Origin of the sequence: Halomonas sp. 7T (assembly GCF_025643255.1) — a bacterium.
In the GTDB taxonomy this organism is placed as follows: domain Bacteria; phylum Pseudomonadota; class Gammaproteobacteria; order Pseudomonadales; family Halomonadaceae; genus Vreelandella.
In genome coordinates this window covers 3058140-3077821 of the sequence record NZ_CP087112.1, presented here as the reverse complement: position 1 = coordinate 3077821, position 19682 = coordinate 3058140, and the positions used below count along the sequence as shown (strand labels likewise).

Annotated in this window: 19 protein-coding genes; 9 read left to right on the top strand and 10 right to left on the bottom strand. The window is 53.8% G+C overall.

The features are described from left to right. Positions 1 to 118: 118 nt before the first annotated feature. The 4 genes from LOS15_RS14405 to LOS15_RS14390 all read right to left on the bottom strand — a co-directional run bounded on the left by LOS15_RS14405 (position 119) and on the right by LOS15_RS14390 (position 4403). Positions 119 to 1153, bottom strand: a complete 1035-nt coding sequence (locus LOS15_RS14405) for a L,D-transpeptidase family protein (RefSeq protein ID WP_083007735.1) — start codon at positions 1151 to 1153, stop codon at positions 119 to 121. Continuing rightward, complete coding sequence (lgt, locus tag LOS15_RS14400; protein WP_083007736.1) at positions 1150 to 1980, bottom strand: prolipoprotein diacylglyceryl transferase; 831 nt, start codon at positions 1978 to 1980, stop codon at positions 1150 to 1152. The genes LOS15_RS14405 and lgt overlap by 4 nt, the downstream gene beginning before the upstream one ends. A gap of 15 nt (positions 1981 to 1995) precedes the next feature. Then, the gene (locus LOS15_RS14395; RefSeq protein ID WP_083007737.1) at positions 1996 to 2859 is read right to left on the bottom strand and encodes a F510_1955 family glycosylhydrolase; all 864 of its coding nucleotides are present in this window, start codon (positions 2857 to 2859) and stop codon (positions 1996 to 1998) included. Between the two features lie 116 nt (positions 2860 to 2975). Next, the gene (locus LOS15_RS14390) at positions 2976 to 4403 is read right to left on the bottom strand and encodes a multicopper oxidase family protein (protein WP_263066629.1); all 1428 of its coding nucleotides are present in this window, start codon (positions 4401 to 4403) and stop codon (positions 2976 to 2978) included. A gap of 868 nt (positions 4404 to 5271) precedes the next feature. On the opposite strand from LOS15_RS14390, the gene LOS15_RS14385 reads away from it, so the two are divergent. The 4 genes from LOS15_RS14385 (at position 5272) to LOS15_RS14370 (ending at position 8812) form a co-directional block, all read left to right on the top strand. Continuing rightward, the gene (locus LOS15_RS14385) at positions 5272 to 5823 is read left to right on the top strand and encodes a Spy/CpxP family protein refolding chaperone (RefSeq protein ID WP_083007740.1); all 552 of its coding nucleotides are present in this window, start codon (positions 5272 to 5274) and stop codon (positions 5821 to 5823) included. 58 nt (positions 5824 to 5881) lie between these two features. Continuing rightward, positions 5882 to 6016: a hypothetical protein gene (locus LOS15_RS14380; protein WP_263066625.1), complete on the top strand. Its 135-nt coding sequence runs from the start codon at positions 5882 to 5884 to the stop codon at positions 6014 to 6016. Positions 6017 to 6083: 67 nt separating this feature from the next. Then, on the top strand, positions 6084 to 8621 hold the full coding sequence (locus tag LOS15_RS14375; protein ID WP_083007741.1) for a heavy metal translocating P-type ATPase: 2538 nt from the start codon (positions 6084 to 6086) through the stop codon (positions 8619 to 8621). Continuing rightward, positions 8618 to 8812 carry a DUF2933 domain-containing protein gene (locus LOS15_RS14370; RefSeq protein ID WP_083007742.1) on the top strand — a complete coding sequence of 65 codons (195 nt, stop codon included), beginning with the start codon at positions 8618 to 8620 and terminating at the stop codon, positions 8810 to 8812. Before LOS15_RS14375 ends, LOS15_RS14370 begins: the two co-directional genes overlap by 4 nt. Positions 8813 to 8904: 92 nt before the next feature. Here the strand turns inward: LOS15_RS14370 and LOS15_RS14365 are convergent, their stop codons facing one another. Both LOS15_RS14365 and LOS15_RS14360 read right to left on the bottom strand, forming a co-directional pair. Further along, positions 8905 to 10116, bottom strand: coding sequence for a helix-turn-helix domain-containing protein (locus LOS15_RS14365; protein WP_198036745.1), 1212 nt, complete (start codon positions 10114 to 10116; stop codon positions 8905 to 8907). A gap of 1 nt (position 10117) precedes the next feature. Beyond that, positions 10118 to 10810, bottom strand: coding sequence for a hypothetical protein (locus tag LOS15_RS14360; RefSeq protein ID WP_083007744.1), 693 nt, complete (start codon positions 10808 to 10810; stop codon positions 10118 to 10120). 188 nt (positions 10811 to 10998) lie between these two features. Here LOS15_RS14360 and LOS15_RS14355 point away from each other — a divergent pair, with 188 nt between their 5' ends. From LOS15_RS14355 to LOS15_RS14335, 5 genes are all read left to right on the top strand, one after another. After that, entirely contained in the window at positions 10999 to 12525 is a 1527-nt protein-coding gene (locus LOS15_RS14355) for a site-specific DNA-methyltransferase (protein WP_083007745.1), read from the top strand. Next, the gene (locus LOS15_RS14350) at positions 12522 to 15167 is read left to right on the top strand and encodes a DEAD/DEAH box helicase (protein ID WP_083007746.1); all 2646 of its coding nucleotides are present in this window, start codon (positions 12522 to 12524) and stop codon (positions 15165 to 15167) included. The genes LOS15_RS14355 and LOS15_RS14350 overlap by 4 nt, the downstream gene beginning before the upstream one ends. Positions 15168 to 15512: 345 nt before the next feature. Continuing rightward, a complete protein-coding gene (locus LOS15_RS14345; protein ID WP_263066623.1) occupies positions 15513 to 15638 on the top strand; it encodes a hypothetical protein in 126 nt (41 codons plus the stop codon). 94 nt (positions 15639 to 15732) lie between these two features. Next, positions 15733 to 16824, top strand: coding sequence for a helix-turn-helix domain-containing protein (locus LOS15_RS14340; RefSeq protein WP_083007747.1), 1092 nt, complete (start codon positions 15733 to 15735; stop codon positions 16822 to 16824). Next, a complete protein-coding gene (locus LOS15_RS14335; RefSeq protein ID WP_083007748.1) occupies positions 16799 to 17287 on the top strand; it encodes a hypothetical protein in 489 nt (162 codons plus the stop codon). The genes LOS15_RS14340 and LOS15_RS14335 overlap by 26 nt, the downstream gene beginning before the upstream one ends. A gap of 140 nt (positions 17288 to 17427) precedes the next feature. Here LOS15_RS14335 and radC read toward each other — a convergent pair whose 3' ends face one another. The 4 genes from radC to LOS15_RS14315 form a co-directional block, all read right to left on the bottom strand. Continuing rightward, a complete protein-coding gene (gene radC, locus LOS15_RS14330; RefSeq protein WP_083007749.1) occupies positions 17428 to 17925 on the bottom strand; it encodes a RadC family protein in 498 nt (165 codons plus the stop codon). A 90-nt stretch (positions 17926 to 18015) separates the two neighbouring features. Then, positions 18016 to 18627: a lambda exonuclease family protein gene (locus LOS15_RS14325; protein WP_083007750.1), complete on the bottom strand. Its 612-nt coding sequence runs from the start codon at positions 18625 to 18627 to the stop codon at positions 18016 to 18018. Between the two features lie 33 nt (positions 18628 to 18660). After that, a complete protein-coding gene (locus LOS15_RS14320) occupies positions 18661 to 19413 on the bottom strand; it encodes an ERF family protein (protein ID WP_083007751.1) in 753 nt (250 codons plus the stop codon). 22 nt (positions 19414 to 19435) lie between these two features. Continuing rightward, complete coding sequence (locus LOS15_RS14315; protein WP_156886241.1) at positions 19436 to 19606, bottom strand: hypothetical protein; 171 nt, start codon at positions 19604 to 19606, stop codon at positions 19436 to 19438. Between the last annotated feature and the right edge of the window lie 76 nt (positions 19607 to 19682).

The window sequence follows — 19682 nt, the reverse complement described above, 5'->3', positions numbered from 1 at the left end:
ACCAATACACCAGTCCATCGAAAGGCTAGCCCTATTTCACGTTTGATTAATATCGACTTTATTCGGGTATCTGGGTAGCTTGGCTGGATTTTCTCAGCGTACCCTCCGTATGAGCGCGTCAAAGCCCCACCTCATGAAGCAGTCTCAAGGGTTGTTTTTCTAAAGTCTCATCCTGAGTTGGCGGTTCGATGGGCACTACTTGTCCGTCGGCGCTCTCCAGCAGTTCTTGGAGTTGTGAATAACTTACCGATTGATCCACGACGTACTGATTGAGCATCGGCTGCGTCTCAAGCAGTGATTGAATTCCGTGATTCTGATCTTCAAGAAACTGATATACCTGCACAAACGCAGTGCCATCGTCCCAGCCGACCTTGATGGGCTGATCGACGATATTAACCTGAGTGCCTAAAGGCACAGCACCGAATATTGCTTTAATATCTTCCGGAAACATGCGTATGCAGCCACGGCTAGCGCGCATGCCAATGCCGTCTGGATCATTGGTACCGTGAATTAGATAACCAGGTATATCGAGTAGGATGGCATGCTTGCCGAGTGGGTTATCGGGACCTGGCGGCACCACGGCGGGTGCTGATTCGCCACGCGCCGCCGCTTCTTCACGCATGGAACGTGGCGGATACCAGGCAGGATCCTCAAGCCGCATGGTAGTGGTGGTAATTCCCAGTGGGGTGTCATAGCCGTCTCGACCAATGCCGATCGGATAAGTCTCGACTCGGGGCACCTCACCTTCGCCTACCTCCGGATAATAATAGAGACGCAACTCGGCGATGTTAATGACAATACCAGTCCTATCAGCATCGGGCAGGATGTGCTGGGCTGGCACGAGCACTTCTGTTCCTACGCCCGGCACCCAAATGCTGACATCCGGATTAGCTCGACGGATTTCCTCGTAGCCCAGGTTATGGGTGCGGGCGATATCGAGGAGTGTATCCGCCTCGTTGCCTACCACTACCGTATAGGCCTCACCAATCAGGTCACCGTGTTCAGGCAACCTGTAGTGGCCCAGCGGCCACTCCCCCGTTTCTTCAGCAAGCACAGGTAAAGTGCTCAGCTGCGTAGCAATAAGCAACGCCCCTAGCCCCGTTTTAATAGTCATGGCAGTGATGGTGTTGGAGTACCTAAGCGTTAGTATCATTGTGTCTTCTTCTCTCGGCGGCACAGGTATGAACCGGGTTGGCTATGATTATCCACCGGCTGTTGGCGCGACCAGGTGATCAGCGCCATGCCAACCAGTATCATCGGGGCAGTCAGCAGCATGCCCATGGTGACCCAGCCAAACGCGAGGAAGCCGATGTGTTCATCCGGCAACCTCACGAATTCAACCGTGAAGCGAAACACGCCGTACAGCAGCAAAAAAAGACCAGAGATTAGCCCTCGCCGCCGCGGCTCAGCGGAAAACCACCACAGCAGCACGAACAGCACCACCCCTTCCAGGGCGAATTCATAAAGCGCAGAGGGGTGGCGTGGCTCTGGGCCCATGTGGGGAAACGGCATCGCCCAGGGCAGGTTGCTGACGCGCCCCGGCAGCTCGTGATTGATGAAATTCCCGATTCGCCCTGCACCAAGCCCGATCGGCACCAGTGGTGCGATGAAGTCGGTTAGGGCAAAGAAGCCGAGCCGATGCTTTCGCGCAAACCATAGCGTCGCCGCCAGCACCCCGAGCAGCCCACCATGAAAGCTCATACCGCCTTCCCAAACTTTGAACAGCCATAAGGGGTTGGCCAGGAACTGCTCTATTCCATAGAACAGGACATAGCCCAACCGGCCACCAACCACTACGCCTACAGCGGAGTAAAAGATCAGGTCGCTAATGTCATCGTGGGTTAGCTTGAGTCGATTAGCTCTAAGGCGCCCAAGCCACCAGGCGGCGACGAAGCCCACCACATACATCAGGCCATACCAGTGAATCGCGAACGGGCCGAGGCTGATGGCCACTGGATCAATCTGGGGATATTGCAACATGGGGTACCTCCCGATTTATTTGAGGTGCGACCAGTCGCGTCCACCGTTAGTACTGATCAGCAGTTGGTTGAGGTCATCGACCGCCGCCAAACGCTGTGGGTCGTGCGGATCCAGCGCCAGGTGCATCAGATAGCGCTCTTCCCAGCCGCGCTTGACTACCTCCCAATCCCGGCTGCCCTCCTCAACTCTCAGCAAGCCTACACCTATCATGAAGGCGTAAAGCTCTCCTTGGCTGGCCACCACCAGGCTCGTAGGGCGGCGCTCAGGGTATACTTGTCGCCATCGTTCGCCTCCGTCAGGACTCATCAATAGCCCGGTCTGGGTGGCGGCATAGAGTTGCTCTGGATCACGGCTCGAGGCGGCCAGGGCAATCAGCCCGGCCGGCGCCTTGGCGCGAATCTGCCAATTGGCACCACCATCCTGGCTGATTTGAAGCTGGCCAGCATTAGCTCCATAGAGTACGTTGGGAGTAGCCTCACTGATTGTCATCTGATGAAAATCTACCGGGCCGTCAACGCCGGTGGCTAATGGCGACCAGTTGCGGCCTGAATCCCTTGACTTAACCACGCCGAGGTCCCCCCCCCTGGCCGGGTGGCCGCTGGCAAAAAAGGTCTCGCCTTCTTCTGGGTGAGGAGCAAAACCCATGAAGTCATGGGTTTCCTCAGAGATCCGGCGGGCCATTCCATCACTTCCAACGGCATAAAAGCCATGGTGGGTGGCCAACCACAGTCGTTCGCTATCCGCTCGATCGACGGCCAGGCCGTGAATATGGGTCTGCTCTCGTAGTTGCTCAAGACTGATACTACTCGGTTCTCGGGAGCAACCTGAAAGCAAGGTAAGCAGGAAGGCCACGGCGAGTGGCCAGCGATAATAGGTCATGACATCACGTCCTTATCAGTCGTCAGGTGGACAAGCACCACGCAAAGCCAACGCGCAACGCCAAAGCAAAACAAGGCAAGGCAAGGCAAGGCAAGGCAAGGCAAGGCAAGGCAAGCTCAACTCACACGGATCGTTGCCATCATGCCTAGCTCTTCGTGTTCGATGATGTGGCAGTGGAACAGCCAATCGCCGGGCTTGAGGAACACCATGCGCAGCCTGAGACGCTGATAAGGAGCCAGGTTGACGGTGTCCTTCCAGGCCAGCCAGGGCGCGTCTCGCCATTCCCTGTCAGCATCGCGGGTAGCGATCACCTGAAAGTGGGTGCCATGCACATGGAAGGGGTGATCCATATGGGAGTTATTGAAGACTTCCCACTCCTCTACCTCGCCAACCTGCCCCTCAAACAGGACGTCGTTCATGGCAAAGGCACGGCCGTTGATCAGAAAATCCACCTTGGGTCGAACCGCTCTATCATCGTCGCTAGCGTGACTCGCCCCATGCCCCGGCCCATGGGTTCCGTGATGGCTGTCACTGCCGCCGTGGCCGGCATGCGGATCGCCATTCACCGCACCGTGATTGTCATGGTCTGGCATCACCTCGGTCAGTTCCACTTGACGTCTCACCACTGGTTCGCCCAGGGGTTCGATATGGGACAAGGGGTCAGGTAACGCGACGGCGGGGTATACGCCAGTATTTAGGGTATGAATCGATAATAGCGGAGCAATCTCGTCCAGATGTGTGGGCTTAGCTCCCATCCAACCACGTGTATAGGGATGACTCGCCAGTTCAAAACTCTTTTCTGCTTTCTCGCTGATGCGTACTAGCAGATCGGCCCGCTCACCTGGAGTGAGCAGCAGTTCGCTGAGCGGCTGTGGCCGCTCAAGCAAACCACCATCGGTGCCAATCAGGGAAAGCTCATGTTCGTCCAGGCGTAAACGCAAGTACCGGCCAGCACAGGCATTGACCAGTCGCAGCCGTAAGGTGCTGCCGGGTGCAACATCGAGGCGTGGCTCGCGTTGGCCGTTGACCAACAGAAGCTCCCCCTCGCGTCCATTCATCCAATCTTCGCTGGTATGGGGTGCCACTTCGCCATCCAAATTCAGGCGCAGGTCGCTGACCACTAGCAGGTGTTCCTTCACCTCCATGGGTAAGTCGTCAAGCCGAGGTCTGACCAATAATGCACCTGCTAAACCATGAGCTACCTGTCGCGCAGTACCCTCATGTGGGTGGGGATGGAACCAGTGTAATCCTGCACTCCCCTTATGAAGAACATAACGATAATGTCTTGGCTTGCCTGGCAATACGGCTTCCCAGGGAGCCCCATCTTCCGTCTGTGGCACGGGCACCCCATGCCAGTGCAGCGTAGTTTCGTGCTCAAGCTCGTTTATCAGCGTAATGTCTAACTCATCCCCCTCGCGCACCTCAATCAATGGCAACACTTTGCCGTTGTAGAGCCACAACTTTGCCTCAAGCCCATCGCTCACTGGCACCGCATGGGCAGCTGGGGTTAACACACTTTGAAAGCGTCCAACCTGATCACTCAAGTTTGCAATCCGGGGCAGTGGTTGAAGGGGTCGTCCTGCAGGGATGCTAGTGTTATCTAACAGAGCTGTTGGTAACGTCTCGGTATGTCGTCCGGCCAAAGCGTGGACCAATAGGCCAGACCCAGAGAGGGCTATACCACCCAGAGTGGTATAGCGAAGAAATTCGCGACGTTTCATGGATATTCCTCGAAATTAAAAAAATCATCTTGGTCCGCCACAAACGAGCGGAATGTTCATCGATGAATTTTTAAACGCGAGGAGGCCGGTCAAAAGGCACGCGTGGAGCTGGTAACCAGTTGACTAGGTAACGAGGCAAGGTCGAAGCGGGGAAGGCTACGTCTTCGATAAGTAGCGCTAGATTCGCCGTACACTGGCCACAAGGCATACAGCACTCGGACGTATGAGAGTCATCGTGATGGTGGCTGCTATCCGATCCAGTATTCTCGATCGCTTCACTAATTGGAACAGTTTCAGTGAACAAACAGTGCTCATTTTCATGATGATCAATAGCCACTACCGTCATTGGCTGCGCCAAGGCAAGGCCCAGCAGCAAACAAAGCAACCATTTAAATGAGTGGCGAGTCATGAGAAAGAAATAATCACTGTCGAGTGGAGAATAATAAGAGTATTTCATGGCTCCATAGATACACGCAACCCAAGTGCAGCTGGCAAGTTGCCGAATCTCCAAAATTGATACAGGTCAATAAATTGCCTTATTTAACGTTCAGATATGCCTTAGGCATGCCTGAATGCCATATTGAGAATTGACCTAGGTGCTACACATATCCTCAATACTTCAGGCATCGGCCTTTGATATAGGCCTTCGACATCTGGGCCTAATATGGGCCTGTCGCTAAGGAGAACGACCATGGATATTCGCAAACTCACTCTCGCCTTCGGACTCACCCTGGCCCTCTCAGCCAGTGGTACAGGCGTTGCTTTCGCCCAGGGGATGATGGGTGACCAAGCGGGCCAAGGACGCTCCATGATGGGAGGAACGATAGGTGACGGCCAAGGCGGTATGGGGCCTGGCATGATGGGGGAAATGATGGGTGGCGGCATGATGCCCTGCCCGATGATGGCCGAGGGTATGGGCATGATGTCAATGCTCGACGATGAGCAACGCAGCGAGATGCGTGAGCTGATGCAGGAGCACCGCCCCGCCCAGTTCGAGCGCATGGGTCGGATGATGAACCTGCGCGATGACCTGATGGCCGAGATGCAACAGGATCGCCCCGACCCAGCCGCCGTGCAGGAACGCCATGCGAGCATGGCCGAATTGCACGGCGAAATGATGGCCGAGATGGTGCGCATGCGAAATGCCATGCATGACCTGATGAGCGACGAGCAGCGCCAGCAACTTGAGCAGACACCATCTGATAATGATGTCGATCCCGAGGATCATGACGCCCATCACTGAAACGCCTGACAAAATGCCCACCTGACGACTAACTTTTGCTTTCTGGAGGCGCTTAATAATGATGTCAGAGCACATGAACTTCATGATGAGTCATATGGGAGCTGTCGGCTGGCTCATGCACATCGCCATCCTGGTGCTGGTAATACTCGCCATCGCTGCACTGATCAAATACCTATTCACTTCGGGCAAGTAACGTGGGACATGCGACTTCCGGCAGTTAATAAGCGTGTGGGTGGGACTGCGCATGAAGGAGAAAGTCTATGGCAGATGCTCAAGAAAGAGACGACAAGAGAGAGAAAAACCCAACAACCACGGTCACTCTGACGGTCCCTGGCATGGGCAGCGACCACTGTGCAGGGATCGTACGCAAGACGCTTGAGCGCCTTGATGGCGTAGACGAGATCCAGACCAATATCGCCAACCATCATGTCAGCGTGACTCTCGATGAGGGTGGGCCCGATGGCACCTCCCTAAAGAAAGCCGTCGAGGGAGCTGGCTACGATGTGGCTGCCGTCAGCGGCGGTACCGGCAAGCAGCAGATCCGCCTGACCGTACCGGGCATGGGCTCGGATCACTGCGCCGGTATTGTCCGTAAGACGCTCGAGCGCCTGGAAGGCATCGAGTCGATTGACACCAATATTGCAAACCATCGAGTGTCAGTGAGCGTCACCGCCGACGGCCCTGATGGCGATGCTCTCAAAAGTGCCGTGGAAGGCGCCGGATACGACGTGGCGGCCGTCCAGACCGACCAGGCGGAGGATACCAACGGAGATGCTGAAATTGAAGAAGCCTATCTCTCTCAGGCCCGCAAGCGCCTGATCATCGCTGCTGTTCCCACCACCCTGATCATGCTGCTGATGATGCCGCACATGTTCTGGCAACCGATCCCAGGCTATCTGGCCATTGTCGCTCTACTCGCGTTTCCGGTGGTGTTCCTTTTTGGCGGTATTGCCACCCATAAGTCGACCTGGCGGTCGTTAAAGAATGGCACTTTCAACATGGACGTGCTGATCTCAATGGGTAGCCTGCCCCCCTACCTGATCGGTCTAGTCGGCTTCATTACTCCAATGACATCGTTCATCGAAATGGCCGCCACCATCATGACGTTCCATCTGTTGGGCCGCTACTTGGAGGCACTGGCCAAGGGGCGTGCATCCCAGGCCATCCGCCGCCTGATGACCCTGGGCGCCAAGACGGCACGGGTAGAGCGCGACGGTGAGGAGGTCGAGGTAACGGTGAAGGAGTTGGCTCTCGGCGACATCATGATTGTGCGTCCCGGCGACAAGATACCCACCGACGGCGAAATCGTCGAGGGCGAGAGCCACCTCGACGAGTCCATCGCTACCGGCGAGTCTATACCCGTCTACAAGAGTTCCGGCGACAGCGTGATCGGCGCGACTATCAACAAGGAGGGGAGGCTGCGGGTCAAGGCGACTCGCGTCGGCGGTGACACCTTCCTCGCCCAGGTGGTACGTCTGATCGACCAGGCCCAGGGCTCACGGGTACCCATACAGGAGTTCGCCGACCGCATGACCGGCCGCTTCGTACCGGCAGTGCTGTTCATCGCCCTCGCCAGCCTGGTTGTGTGGCTGCTGGTTCCAGACGTCATGCGCCCGATCCTCGACTGGGGCGCGAACTTCCTACCCTGGGTGAACCCCGAGGCCGCAACCCCTGTGCTGGCCATACTCGCCGCTGTGGCTGTGCTGGTCATCGCCTGCCCCTGCGCCTTGGGCCTGGCCACCCCTACGGCGCTGATGGTGGGTTCAGGGATCGGCGCCGAGCGCGGCATCCTGATCCGCTCCGGGGAGGCAATACAGACTTTCAAAGACGTCAAAGTCATCGTGCTCGACAAGACCGGAACCATTACCCGCGGCGAGCCGAAGCTGACCGAAGTGGTTACCGCCGAAGGTGTCGATGAAACCAAGCTGTTGACGCTTGCAGCCAGTGTCGAAAACGCCTCGGAACATCCCATAGCTCGCGCCATCGTGGAGGGTGCCGGCGAGCGCGGCGTCAAGCCCAGTGATGTCAGCGAGTTTCGTTCCACCGGTGCCCGTGGCGTCTCCGGCAAGGTCGATGAGACGCACGTACTGATCGGTAATCGCCTACTCCTGGAGGAAGAGGGCATACTAGGTCTGGAAGCGCTTGATGAGGCCATGCAGGGACTCGAAGGTAAAGGACGTACCGCTGTCATCGTTGCCGCCGACGGCCAAGCCATAGGCATCGTGGCGGTCGCCGATACCCTCAAAAAGGAGTCGATCGAAGCTATTCGCGGCATGCACCAGCTCGGCATACACGTGGTAATGATCACTGGTGACAACGAGCGGGCCGCCCGCGCCGTAGCCGACGAGGTTGGCATCGATGAGGTTCAGGCTGGCGTACTGCCAGAGGGCAAGGTCGAGGCCATCCGCGCGCTACAGGAGAAGCACGGTAACCACGTGGCCATGGTCGGTGACGGTATTAACGACGCCCCTGCTCTTACTCAAGCCAACGTGGGCATCGCCATCGGGGCCGGGGCAGACGTTGCCATTGAGGCAGCGGACGTGACCCTGGTGCGCGGCGAGCTGACCGCCGTGGTCGATGCCATGCTCCTATCCCGCGCCACCTACGGCAAGATCGTACAGAACCTTATCTGGGCCAGCGCCTACAACATCGCAGCCATTCCCATCGCCGCTATTGGCCTGCTGCACCCCATGATCGGTGTCATCGCTATGACGGCAAGCTCTCTCTCCGTCATTGGCAACTCGCTGCTACTCAAGCGACGCTTCGCCACAAACAACCCTCAAGGAGGCTCAAAATGAACCGCATTCACCACTGGATGATGACTGCTTGCTTAGTAATGATGGGAGTGGCCATGATCTTTCTGATGTGGCGCGGTCAGTCACTAAGCACTGGAGCCTGGCTGATGCTTCCCCTGGCACTCTGTCTTGGAATGCATTTCCTGATGCATCGCCATTCCGGTTGTCATCAAGGGGATAAGGATGAGAAGTGAACCAGCGTCATTGCATTCATGAAATCGATGACTTTGACATCGAGCATGGTGCGAGACCCAACACTTAGAAAGGGAAGCTTACTTGCATAATGCTATTTCTGAAACGGAAGAACATCTGCTCGTGTGGCTCGACCAGACCTTATGGCACTGTGCTTGAGCTTGAGAGGCACCACGTTTTCGCCAGCATTTGGCTGAACACTCAGGTAGCCAGGGCGTAAGCTACAAAGCATCTCAATGGTTTCTGGCGGCAACCCAATCTGATACGCCAACTCAGTGCGTTCGAAGATGCCGTTATCTACCAACAAATGAGCGCCGCGCATCATGAGCTTGGGCTGCTCGAAAGCGAAGGTATCATCGCCCGGCTCACCCTTCGTCCATTTACGTGCAGAGCGTCCTTTCCAAAGTCTTAATTCAAGCTGGTCCGTCAGCAGTAATAGATCGCGACAGCGTACGATCATTGAGGCCACAGAAACTTTCCAGCGAGATTTAAGCGAGAGCAAGTTATCAAGCGTTGGCCATACAACCTCCTGCGCAAAGCTCTCGGGAGGCATCAGGAAGGCGCTGGCAAAACGGTGTGCCTGCCCTTCTAAAAGGTTATAGAGCTCATTTTTCGCATATTGCGAAGCCGGAATTTTCGAGTGTAGTACTAGGTGCCCAAGTTCATGCGCTGCGTCGAAGCGGTTGCGAATCGCATTCGCTTTGTCTTCAGCGATCAGCACATAGGGTCGACCATCCAAAATGGAGACATGGGAAACGCCATCCATTTTGACATGCCCCAGGGTCGCACGAGTACAAATGATCCCAGCATTTTCCATTACTTGGATAACATTCGGAATAGGGGCAGTGCCGAGATTCCAAACCTCGCGGCATTCGCGCGCGATATCTTCTATTTCTTCATCACTGATCAGGCGGCAGTCATCGGCATCAAGCATAGGCACATTGATCTCAGGCCACTCCATTGCATCCTGAAAGAAGTCTGAAATCTCTTGAAGCCATGCTAAATACAACTGCGACCGCTCACGGGCCTGTTTATGAGCAGATGCTTGAGAGCGGAAAAAATGAGGGCGCTGTTCCCCCTGGAAAGCTAGCGGTATTGGCTTGAGAAACCACATTCGTGAAACATTGAACACGTGGCAAAGGCGATCAAAGGACTCAGCCTCAGGTAGCTGGGCACCTTTTTCCCATGCCGAAATCGTGCTGGAAGAGCGTTCAATTTGCTCTCCCAGCTCCGCGAGGGTCAAATTTTGGGCCATACGCAACTGGCTCAGCCGCTGGCCTTGAAATCCATCAACCCCTGTTCTCATGTCACTCGCTTCCGCCTTCGTTTTGGTCTCGACCTTCATCGCGACGCATGCTAGCACGCAGCTTCGGATAAGCAACATCGCCGATACCATCTATTTCGTCGTAATACTGTAAAAGCTCATCAGTGCTAATTCGCAAATGGAACCCTGCGCTTGGATCACTAAATGGAACGGCCAACACTACACCCAAAGTGGAGCTGTGATCGCTTTCTGTCCATTTAGCTGTATAGGGCAGCAATAAAGCATGCAACGAGTCGTCATTCGGACCAAGGGGCGGGGTCAACGACTGAAATAGGTCAGGATGCTGATTTTCCAGCCTTTCGTTAATAGCGCTGAACTCGCGCCGGTATTTAGCCGAAGTGGGCTGTGCCTTGTCTTGCGTCATGACACTCGTAGTAATTTGTAACGAACCAGCACGAATTAGCGCAAAGTGACCGCCTGCTGGTTGAGTAGGATAGTTGCTCACCTCAAAGCTTTCGCCAGCCTGCAAACCTAGAAGCGCCTCTTGCACCGTGTAATGATGTAACTGCGGCCCAGGGCCAGGCAGTGGTACATGCTTGAAGGTCTCTTTGAGAAAGGTATCGCTCTTCTTAAAAGCTGCTTCGATGCTTTCAAGCAACTGATTTAAATCAGGACGAGATAGCTGCTGGCAGATAAAGCGGCATAGTTCTTCTCTGTTCGTTTCTTTTTGGCTCACGATTGCCTCCAAGGCGCCGATTCGGTAAAGCAGATTATAGACCCATTTTTTCCTGTTATCCACGCAGCCATTTATTCTTGCTTGCTAACCAGGGCAAACCGACCGCTTTAGAAGTTGCCCTCTACAAAGGGTATTATGTGGCCAAAAGCCCAGCCCAAGTCACACGCTGCTAAGGAACACACGAGTACATGCCCATACTGCGATGGTTGACCCGAGACGAAGACGTGCGCGCCGCTGAAAAGGTGCCCTATCGCTTGATGGAGGAAGCGCCCGAGCTTGGCTATGGTGACCAGAATTCAGGAAACATGCTCATCCAGGGCGATAACCTCGACGCCCTCAAGGCACTACTGCCCTATTACGCCGGGCAGGTTAAGTGCATCTATATCGACCCACCCTACAATACTGGCTCCGCTTTCGAGCACTACGACGACAACCTGGAGCATTCCAAATGGCTAGCGATGATGTGGCCTCGCTTGGAGCTATTGCGTGAGCTGCTAGCTGAGGATGGGTCGATTTGGGTTAGCATTGATGATGATGAAGCTCACTACATGAAAGTGATGCTAGACGAGGTTTTTGGCAGAAAAAACTTTATTGTGAATGCACTGTGGCAGAAGAGAACGTCGCCTGACAGCCGTATCCACATGGGAGATGCGCATGACCATATTTTAGTCTATGGCTCCCAGCGCGCCCGCAATAATTTTAATGAAATCAAACTCACAGACGAACAAGCCAAAGCATATAAAAACCCAGACAATGACCCCCATGGGCCATGGGTATCAACTGATTTTACGGCGCAAGGGTATCGACCGAACCAAATGTACGAAATCACTACCCCAGCAGGAGAGAAATACACTCCTCCGCAAGGCAGATGCTGGGGAAATATCGAAGAAAATTTTAAACGCTTCCTTGCTGAAGGCCGTATGTGGTTTGGAAAAAATGGCAAGGCTAGGCCACGAATAAAAAACTACCTTTCAGAAGCCAAAGGAGTTAAATCCTGGAGTTGGTGGACCAATAAAGAGGTCGGCAACAACCAAGAAGCCAAAAAAGAAATTAATGTGCTTTTCGGACATACAAATGCTTTCGATACACCAAAGCCTGAGCGACTAATTCAGCGCGTTTTACAGATCGCCACCAATCCTGGGGATCTAGTGCTTGACAGTTTTCTGGGATCAGCCACAACAGCTGCCGTGGCGCACAAAATGGGCCGTGGATATATCGGCATCGAAATGGGCGAGCACGCCGTCACACACTGTGTTCCCAGGCTCAAACAAGTCATTGATGGTGAGCAAGGCGGCATTTCTGAAGCGCAGAATTGGCAAGGCGGCGGTGGCTTCCGTTTTTATAAGCTTGGCCCACCCGTTTTTACGGAAGGTGGCCAAATTCAGCCCGACATCAAATTCCCAGTCTTGGCAGCCCATATCTGGTTTACAGAGACGAGTACCTCGTGGTCGAAGCAGAATGATCAAACGCCGTTTCTTGGCAGCCATAATGGCCATGGTTATGCCCTCCTATACAACGGCATTCTTGGAGACAAAGCTGCTGCCAATGGAAACGTACTAACTCGGAAGACGTTAGCCGTGATTCGCGCTGCGCAGGGGGATTTTGAAGGCCCCATGACCATTTATGGCGAGCGCACCATGCTGTCAGAAGCAACGCTTGACGCCGAGCAGATCGAGTTCAAGCAAACCCCTTACGATGTTAAGGCGCGCACATGAAGTTAAAGGATTACCAACACGCCTCGCTTGATACGCTGAAAACCTACCTGGAAGAGGCGCGGGTGATTGGCCCGCAAGAGGCGTACAAAAAAATTACCGAAAAGCCTGAAATAGCGGCACGGCTTCGGGGTTATCCTGCGAAATACACGCCGATAAAAACGCTACCTGATACGCCCTATTTATGCCTACGCTTACCCACCGGAGGCGGTAAGACGATTCTCGCCGCTCACTCAATTGGCATAGCCAAAGATGCTTGGGTAGAGAAGGACTTCCCCTTGGTGCTGTGGCTTGTGCCCACAAACACCATTCGTACGCAAACGGCTGAGGCTCTTAAGAACCCCCGCCACCCCTACCGAAAAGCGCTGGACGAGGCGTTTGGTGGGCGCGTGCGAATCTTTGATATTGGCGATTTTACTCAAATCAAACCGCATGACCTACGCTCCAATCTCTGTGTGGTCGTCGGCACGGTACAAACGCTGCGCGTAAGCAATACCGATGGGCGCAAAGTCTATGCGCATAACGAGGAGATGGAGCCACACTTCTCAGCGGTTCCGCCTCAAACGCCAGAGCTAGAGCGCACTGAGAAGGGCAATATCAAATTCAGCTTCGCTAACCTGATGCATCTTCACCAGCCGCTGGTCATTATGGATGAAGCTCATAAGGCCGGCTCCAAGCTCAGCCAAGAAGTTTATGAGCGTATCAACCCGACCGCGCTCATCGAATTCACCGCCACGCCCAAGGGGTTTAATAATCTACTTCACTCCGTGACTGCCCAGGAGCTGAAAGATGAAGAGATGATCAAAATGCCCGTGGTGCTGGATGAAGCTGAGACCTGGCAAGGGGCGGTTAACTCGGCCATTTTGAAGCGCGCCGAGCTACAAGAGCATGCTGAACGCGACCGAGAAGCTTATATTCGCCCTATCGTGCTCTTTCAGGCACAAAAAAAAGGCGAAGAAGTCACCGTGGAGGTGCTGAAGCAGCACCTGATCGACAATGAGAATATTGATCCAAGTAAAATCGCCGTGGCTACTGGCGCGCAACGCGAATTAGACGGCATCAACCTATTCAAGCCTGATTGCCCTATCGAGTACGTCATCACAATCGAAGCACTCAAGGAAGGCTGGGACTGCTCTTTCGCGTATGTTTTCTGCTCGGTGGCTAATATTCGCAGCTCCACCGACGCCGAACAGCTCCTGGGCCGTGTGCTTCGCATGCCTTACGCTCAGAAACGTAAAGAGAAAGCGCTTAATAAATCCTACGCTAAGCTGGTCTCTAAGCATTTTTCTGAGGCGGCCCACAGCCTTCGCGATAAGCTCATTGATATGGGCTTTGAGGAGAGCGAGGCAGAGGACAATATCGAAGCCGAACAGCTCGGCCTTAATGATGGGTTGTTTGGACGACAGCCTCGGCCCATTCCGACGATGAAAGTCGCCATTCAGGCCAGCCAGGAAGAAGCCAGCAAGATGAACACGGCGGTGCCGTCGAAAGTACAAGTGACTTTTGATGAGAGCGGCAAGAGCCACGTGGAAGTAAAGGGCTTTCTCAAGCCCGAAGAAGCCGACACATTGATCAGCTATGCCCCTGAATCGTTTAAGCCTCAGCTTCAACAAAGCATCAACGAGCACCACGCTAAATACCAGCACGAGATACCGCCATCACAGAAGGGAGAAACCTTCACGCTGCCCCGCTTAATGGCCTACGTGCAGGGAGAGCTGGTATTTGGAGACCCGGACATTCTCATGGAGCAACATGAGTGGTCGCTTGCTGACCACCCTGCTCGCCTGGAAGCGTCCGAATTCAGTATCGTGGATACCACGAATACGTTTGAAATTGATTTGGACGGCAACCGCGTCACCATTGGCTCTGGCGATGCCGCTGAGCAGCTCACCATGAACGTCGAAGTTGACGACTGGACGCCAACCAGCCTCGTGCAATGGTTGGATCGCAAAATACGGACACCGTGGCTGAGCCAAGCTGAATTACTGGCCTGGCTAAGTGACGTCGTGACCTACCTAACACGTGACCGCGAGCTAAGCTTGTCGCAACTGATGCGCTGTAAATTTATTCTCGCTCGCAAGCTGTCTGAAAAAATTCATGGCTTCCGCCAGTCGGAACGCGAGAAGGTCTACCAAGCCAACCTGTTCGGGCCTGATGCCCATATTGAGGTTTCCTTTAACCAAGGCTTTACCTTCTTCGATGAGATGTATGCGGGAATTCAGAAATATCGCGGTGCTTACCGGTTCAAAAAACACTTCATGGGGCCTGACGACGTGCCCGTCTTTGATTCCAAAAAGGTCAATGGCGAGGAAGAGCAGTGTGCTTTTATGATCGATTCGCACCCGAGGGTAAAATACTGGACGCGTAACGTCAGCAAGCACCCAAATTCGTTCTCGCTGCCGACCTCCACCGATAAATTCTATCCAGACTTTGTCGCCCTGGTCGACGATGGCCGTCTGCTTGTCGTGGAATACAAGGGCAAAGATCGCACACCCGAGGAAAACCGCGATTCACGCGAGAAGAATCTTATCGGCCAACAATGGGCAAAGGCTTCCGATGGTAAGGCTGTCTTTGTGATGGCCACTATTGAGAAGGGTGATCCGAAGGAAGTGCGCGTGGCGATTGATGAAGTAGTAGGGAAATAGCCAACCCCTTAGCGCAAAACCCGCTCCAGTAAGGGGCCTCTGCGGTGCAGAAAAACCAAGAATCTTGTAAACGGAAAATGGAGGGGATTGCCCCCTCCATATCGCTTACTTCTTCTTACGAACCTTGATCGGGAACACCTTGCCGTTTTTAGGCCGAATAATCTTCCCGTTCTTACGGATGTAAGGCCGATAAATGATCTCGTAGTCGTCGTGAATAACGCCCATAGATCACCTCCATCTACCATCACGGCCTTAAAAACTTCGCGGCGTTGACCTTTAGCCAGGCAAAGATTAACCTTCGCCATGCTATCGAATATGGCAACTCGCTAAGAGAACAGGACCGCCATGCTAAGTCCTGCTCTTTTGCGTCCTCCTATCCAAGGCGGCAACCTTGGCTGGGAATCCTTCCTTCATGTCATCTTCCCTGACTCCCTTGTAGTAGTGTTCCAAGAAGAGAACCACTACATGTAGTATTCCTATGTCTAAATCTACATATCCGGTTGACAGGTGCCAACCCAGTCACCATATTGTCAACTTAACTCACCTTAAAACAAGGTAGAAAGTCATGCTGCATGATCGTATACATCGTGCGCGTGTCCTCAAGAATATGACCTTGCAGCAGGTAGCTGATCTGCTGGGGGGCATAACCAAGCAAGCTCTGTCGAAATATGAACAGGGCAAGGACGCGCCCAATTCGACTCGCTTGATCCAACTGGCGGACGCGCTTGGGGTTAACCCTGAGTATTTTTTCCGTTCCGACGCCGTGGAGCTGGGAAAAGTAGACTTCCGTAAGCACTCTGCCTTCGGAAAACGCCAGCAAGAAGCCGTCAAAGAACAAGTGCGTGAGCACCTTGAGCGCTATTTAGCGGCAGAGAGCCTGTTCCAAACCGACCAATCACCTAGTGAATTTTCCAAATGGCATCAGCGTTTTTCCGTATCCAATATCGATGGGGTTGAACAGGCAGCTAATAAACTGCGCGAAGAATGGCAGCTTGGGCTAAACCCCATTGCCAATCTGACTGAAACCCTGGAAGAAAATGGCATTAAAGTCGTCAGCCTTCAGGCCCATGAGAAATTTGATGGGCTTTGCGCCCTCGTCAACGATGGCGCGGATGCCGTTATTGTCAGTAATACTGAGCGTCCTGGTGAACGTCAGCGTTTTAATCTCGCCCATGAGCTGGGACATTTGGTTATGTCATTGCCTGAGGCGCTTCATGGCACTCGGGATGAAGAAAACTGGTGCCACCGCTTTGCTGGGGCGTTTCTCTTCCCTGCAAATCAAGTGCGCGTCACCTTTGGTGAGCACCGCAAACGGGTGCTGTTCCAAGAGTTTCTTTTGGCCAAGGAGGAGTGGGGTATTTCTATTCAAGCCACTTTGCGCCGGTTATATGACCTGGATATCGTTAGTTCGAGCTTATATCAGAACACTTTTCGCCTGTGGTCGATGAAGGGTTTTCGAAAAAGTGAACCTGGTCGACAAGAGCCTGAAAAATCCTATCGCCTGAAGCAATTGGTTTACAGGGCGCTGGCTGAAGGACTGGTTACTCCTTCAAGAGCAGCGGAGTTACTCAGTGTAAGCCTCGGCGAGATTGAGGAAATTATGGCAAACGGACAGGCAGGTGACAGTGAGCATGTCAGCGAAAATTCTTGTCTCTGATACTAATATCTGGATCGATCTACACCGCAGTGGCCTGCTTGAAACCGTGTTTGCCCTACCTCACCAGTTCGTAACCACCGACTTTGTGTGGCGGGAGCTAAAACAGCCCCCTGGTCAAGAGTTAACGGGATTAGGCCTTGTGGTGGAGACATTCAATGGTGAAGAAGTTGCAACGCTTTTTACGCTACGCCAAACATTAGGTAACTCCTCGCTCGCGGATGTGTCGTGCTACTTCCTTGCAAAAGAAAGAGGCTGGACGCTGCTGACCAATGACGGCGCGCTCAGGAAATCAGGACAACAAAGCAAACTAGAGGTTCGTGGTGTACTTTGGATATTAGATGAACTAGAAACTCATGCCCTTCTTCCGCCAAGCCAACTGGCCAACGCTTTGGAATCGATGCTAAAAGCAGGTGCCAGGCTACCGGAAAGCGAATGCCATCAACGATTAAACCAATGGCGATAAATACGGCGCTCAAGATGAGTGTCCCAAAGCAGGCAAAAGACTTCTTGTCGGCTATGAATATTAACCAAAAAAAAACAGCTCAACGGAAGGGTTCCGCTCCCTAAGAGCGGCGCTATATTTATATATTTAGAGTTAATCAGTTACAGATACCCCATCTCAGCAAATGACTGACAGCCATCGCTTCCCACCACTACGTGATCAATCACCTTGATATCCATCAGCCCCAGGACTTCCTTCAGGCGCTCAGTGATTCGCCTATCTGAGTCGCTGGGCTCAGGATCCCCGCTAGGGTGGTTGTGTACCAGTATCACCGCAGCTGCGTTGTAGACTAGCGCCGCCTTCAGCACCTCACGCGGGTAGACGCTGGCAGTGTCGATAGTACCCCGAAACATTTCCTCAAAGCGTATTACGCGGTGCTGTGTGTCGAGAAACAGGACGCTGAATACCTCGTGCTCATAGTCCTGGAGCAGTAGCCGCAGGTGCTCGAAAGCCTGTGAGGGCTGGGTGATCTTGCAGCCTCTGGCGAGCTTTCGTCTTGCAAAGCCTTTGGCCATGGTGATGATGTCGGTTTCGGTGACCGGGGAGGTGACGTGATAAGTGCCTGCCACTTCACCGGCTTTGAGTTTGCTATGGGGCATGATGACCTCCAAAAAATAAAAAACGCCGGGGTGGTGGCCCCAGCATCTACGTCATTAGATAGCGTGTTTAATATTGAGGTAAGGGTTCCGTCACGCAGCCATCACTTGGCTCATGCGTCGCTCCATCTCTTCATGGAAAGCTTCGACCCGTTCAGCAATGGTGCGGATCATGATGTTGTCGCGATACGTGCGCTTGATGAACAACGGCATACCCGGCCAATAGCTCACAAAGTCGATCCATTCCCGCTCGCTGACCCATAGCCCGCCCTGGCACTGGGGCACGTGCTCATCAGGTATTTCTCCATTCAGCAGTACCTCGATTTGGAACTTAGGTAGCTTGGTTTTGATTTCCAGCAGGCCGTTAGCGCCTACTAAGCTATCGGGGGAGTACCCCACGTTGTGGTTGAGAATAATGCCTACTTCACGTGGTTGCGGTTCGCCAGTGGCCTTGCAATAGAGCGCACGCGCAACGCCTTCCAGCGTTTGACCACGGCGGGTGTGCATATTCCCTTGGAACGGCTCGGCGAGCTCACCGGTAATGCGTTCGCCGATCAACTGGTGCATGTAGGTAATGGCTCCGGTACCCAGACCACCGGGGCCTTTGCCGTTAACCAATAAGGTCTTGAGTTCCGACATGGTGACGCGCCCTAATCGCGCCGCCAGCCATTCGGGCGTGCCTTGCTCCATGTTAAGTACTTGCATAGAAGCCTCCTGCAAGAGGGGGTAGAAAATCGGTTACTTAACCGCCCGCTTGGAGAGTGAGGCGCGTAGCTTGTCGAAGTCACCCTTGGGCACTTGCACGGCTGCCCCGTATTTGCCGCTGAACCACTCCTGCGTGGTGGCAGGGCATTGACTGATCAGCCGCTGGATCTGTCCCGCCTGAAAGGGTGTCACTAGTTTGATAGTAGCTTTGGTACTGTTCTTGCCGTTATCGTCTTGTCCCCGTGTAGTGATATTGAGTAGTGCGCAGAGTACGTAGCGCTTCCCATAGCTGGTAGATGAGCCAAACGCCTGTACGGCATTTTTGTTACCACTGATATCGGCGGGGAGCAGCATGCTGGTTTCTTCGCGGTGGCCATCCTTATGCATCAGTACACCGGTGATTTGAATACCGCGCTCCTGGGTTTGAATACGAAAGCTCACTGCAAAGCCATGTTTTTGCATGATGGGGCGCAAGGTATCGACGATATCCTCCAAGGTGGCATAGCAGCCATTGTTGGTTTGCCCACGCTCTTCAATGCTGGGAAGCTCGGTCTGCATCGCTGCCATGGCCGCGCTGTAGGCCATCATGGCCTGGCGGTCCATCACCCGCTCCTGCATCTGTAGTAAGCGCTCCATCTTATCGATATCGACGTCCGGGTTGAGCGCGGCACGCTCAATCACCTGGATGATGGCAGTGCTTTCCGTAAGGTTAGGAGGTACTGCAGGAACCGCTTGTAGTGAAGATGATGCAGACTCGTGATTTACCACATTAGTGTTGGTTGCCATGAGAAGGCTCCTTCAATAGTTATTAAAAATCGGCAGGGAGTTCACTGGGAGGGACAGGGCGTAGGTGCAGCTCGGTGCGATACAGCTGTCCTTTAGCCATCACGTAGGTTTCGGCATAGGTTTGCTCCTGGGTGAGCAGTCGTTCGGTCAGTTGGGTTAAGGCAATATCTAAATCGTGGCTAAGAGAGGCCATGGTGTGTGCTCCAGGTATAAAGCAAAAAGCCCAGCCTGTTAGGGACTGGGCTTATCGCGCTATCCAATGAGGGGTA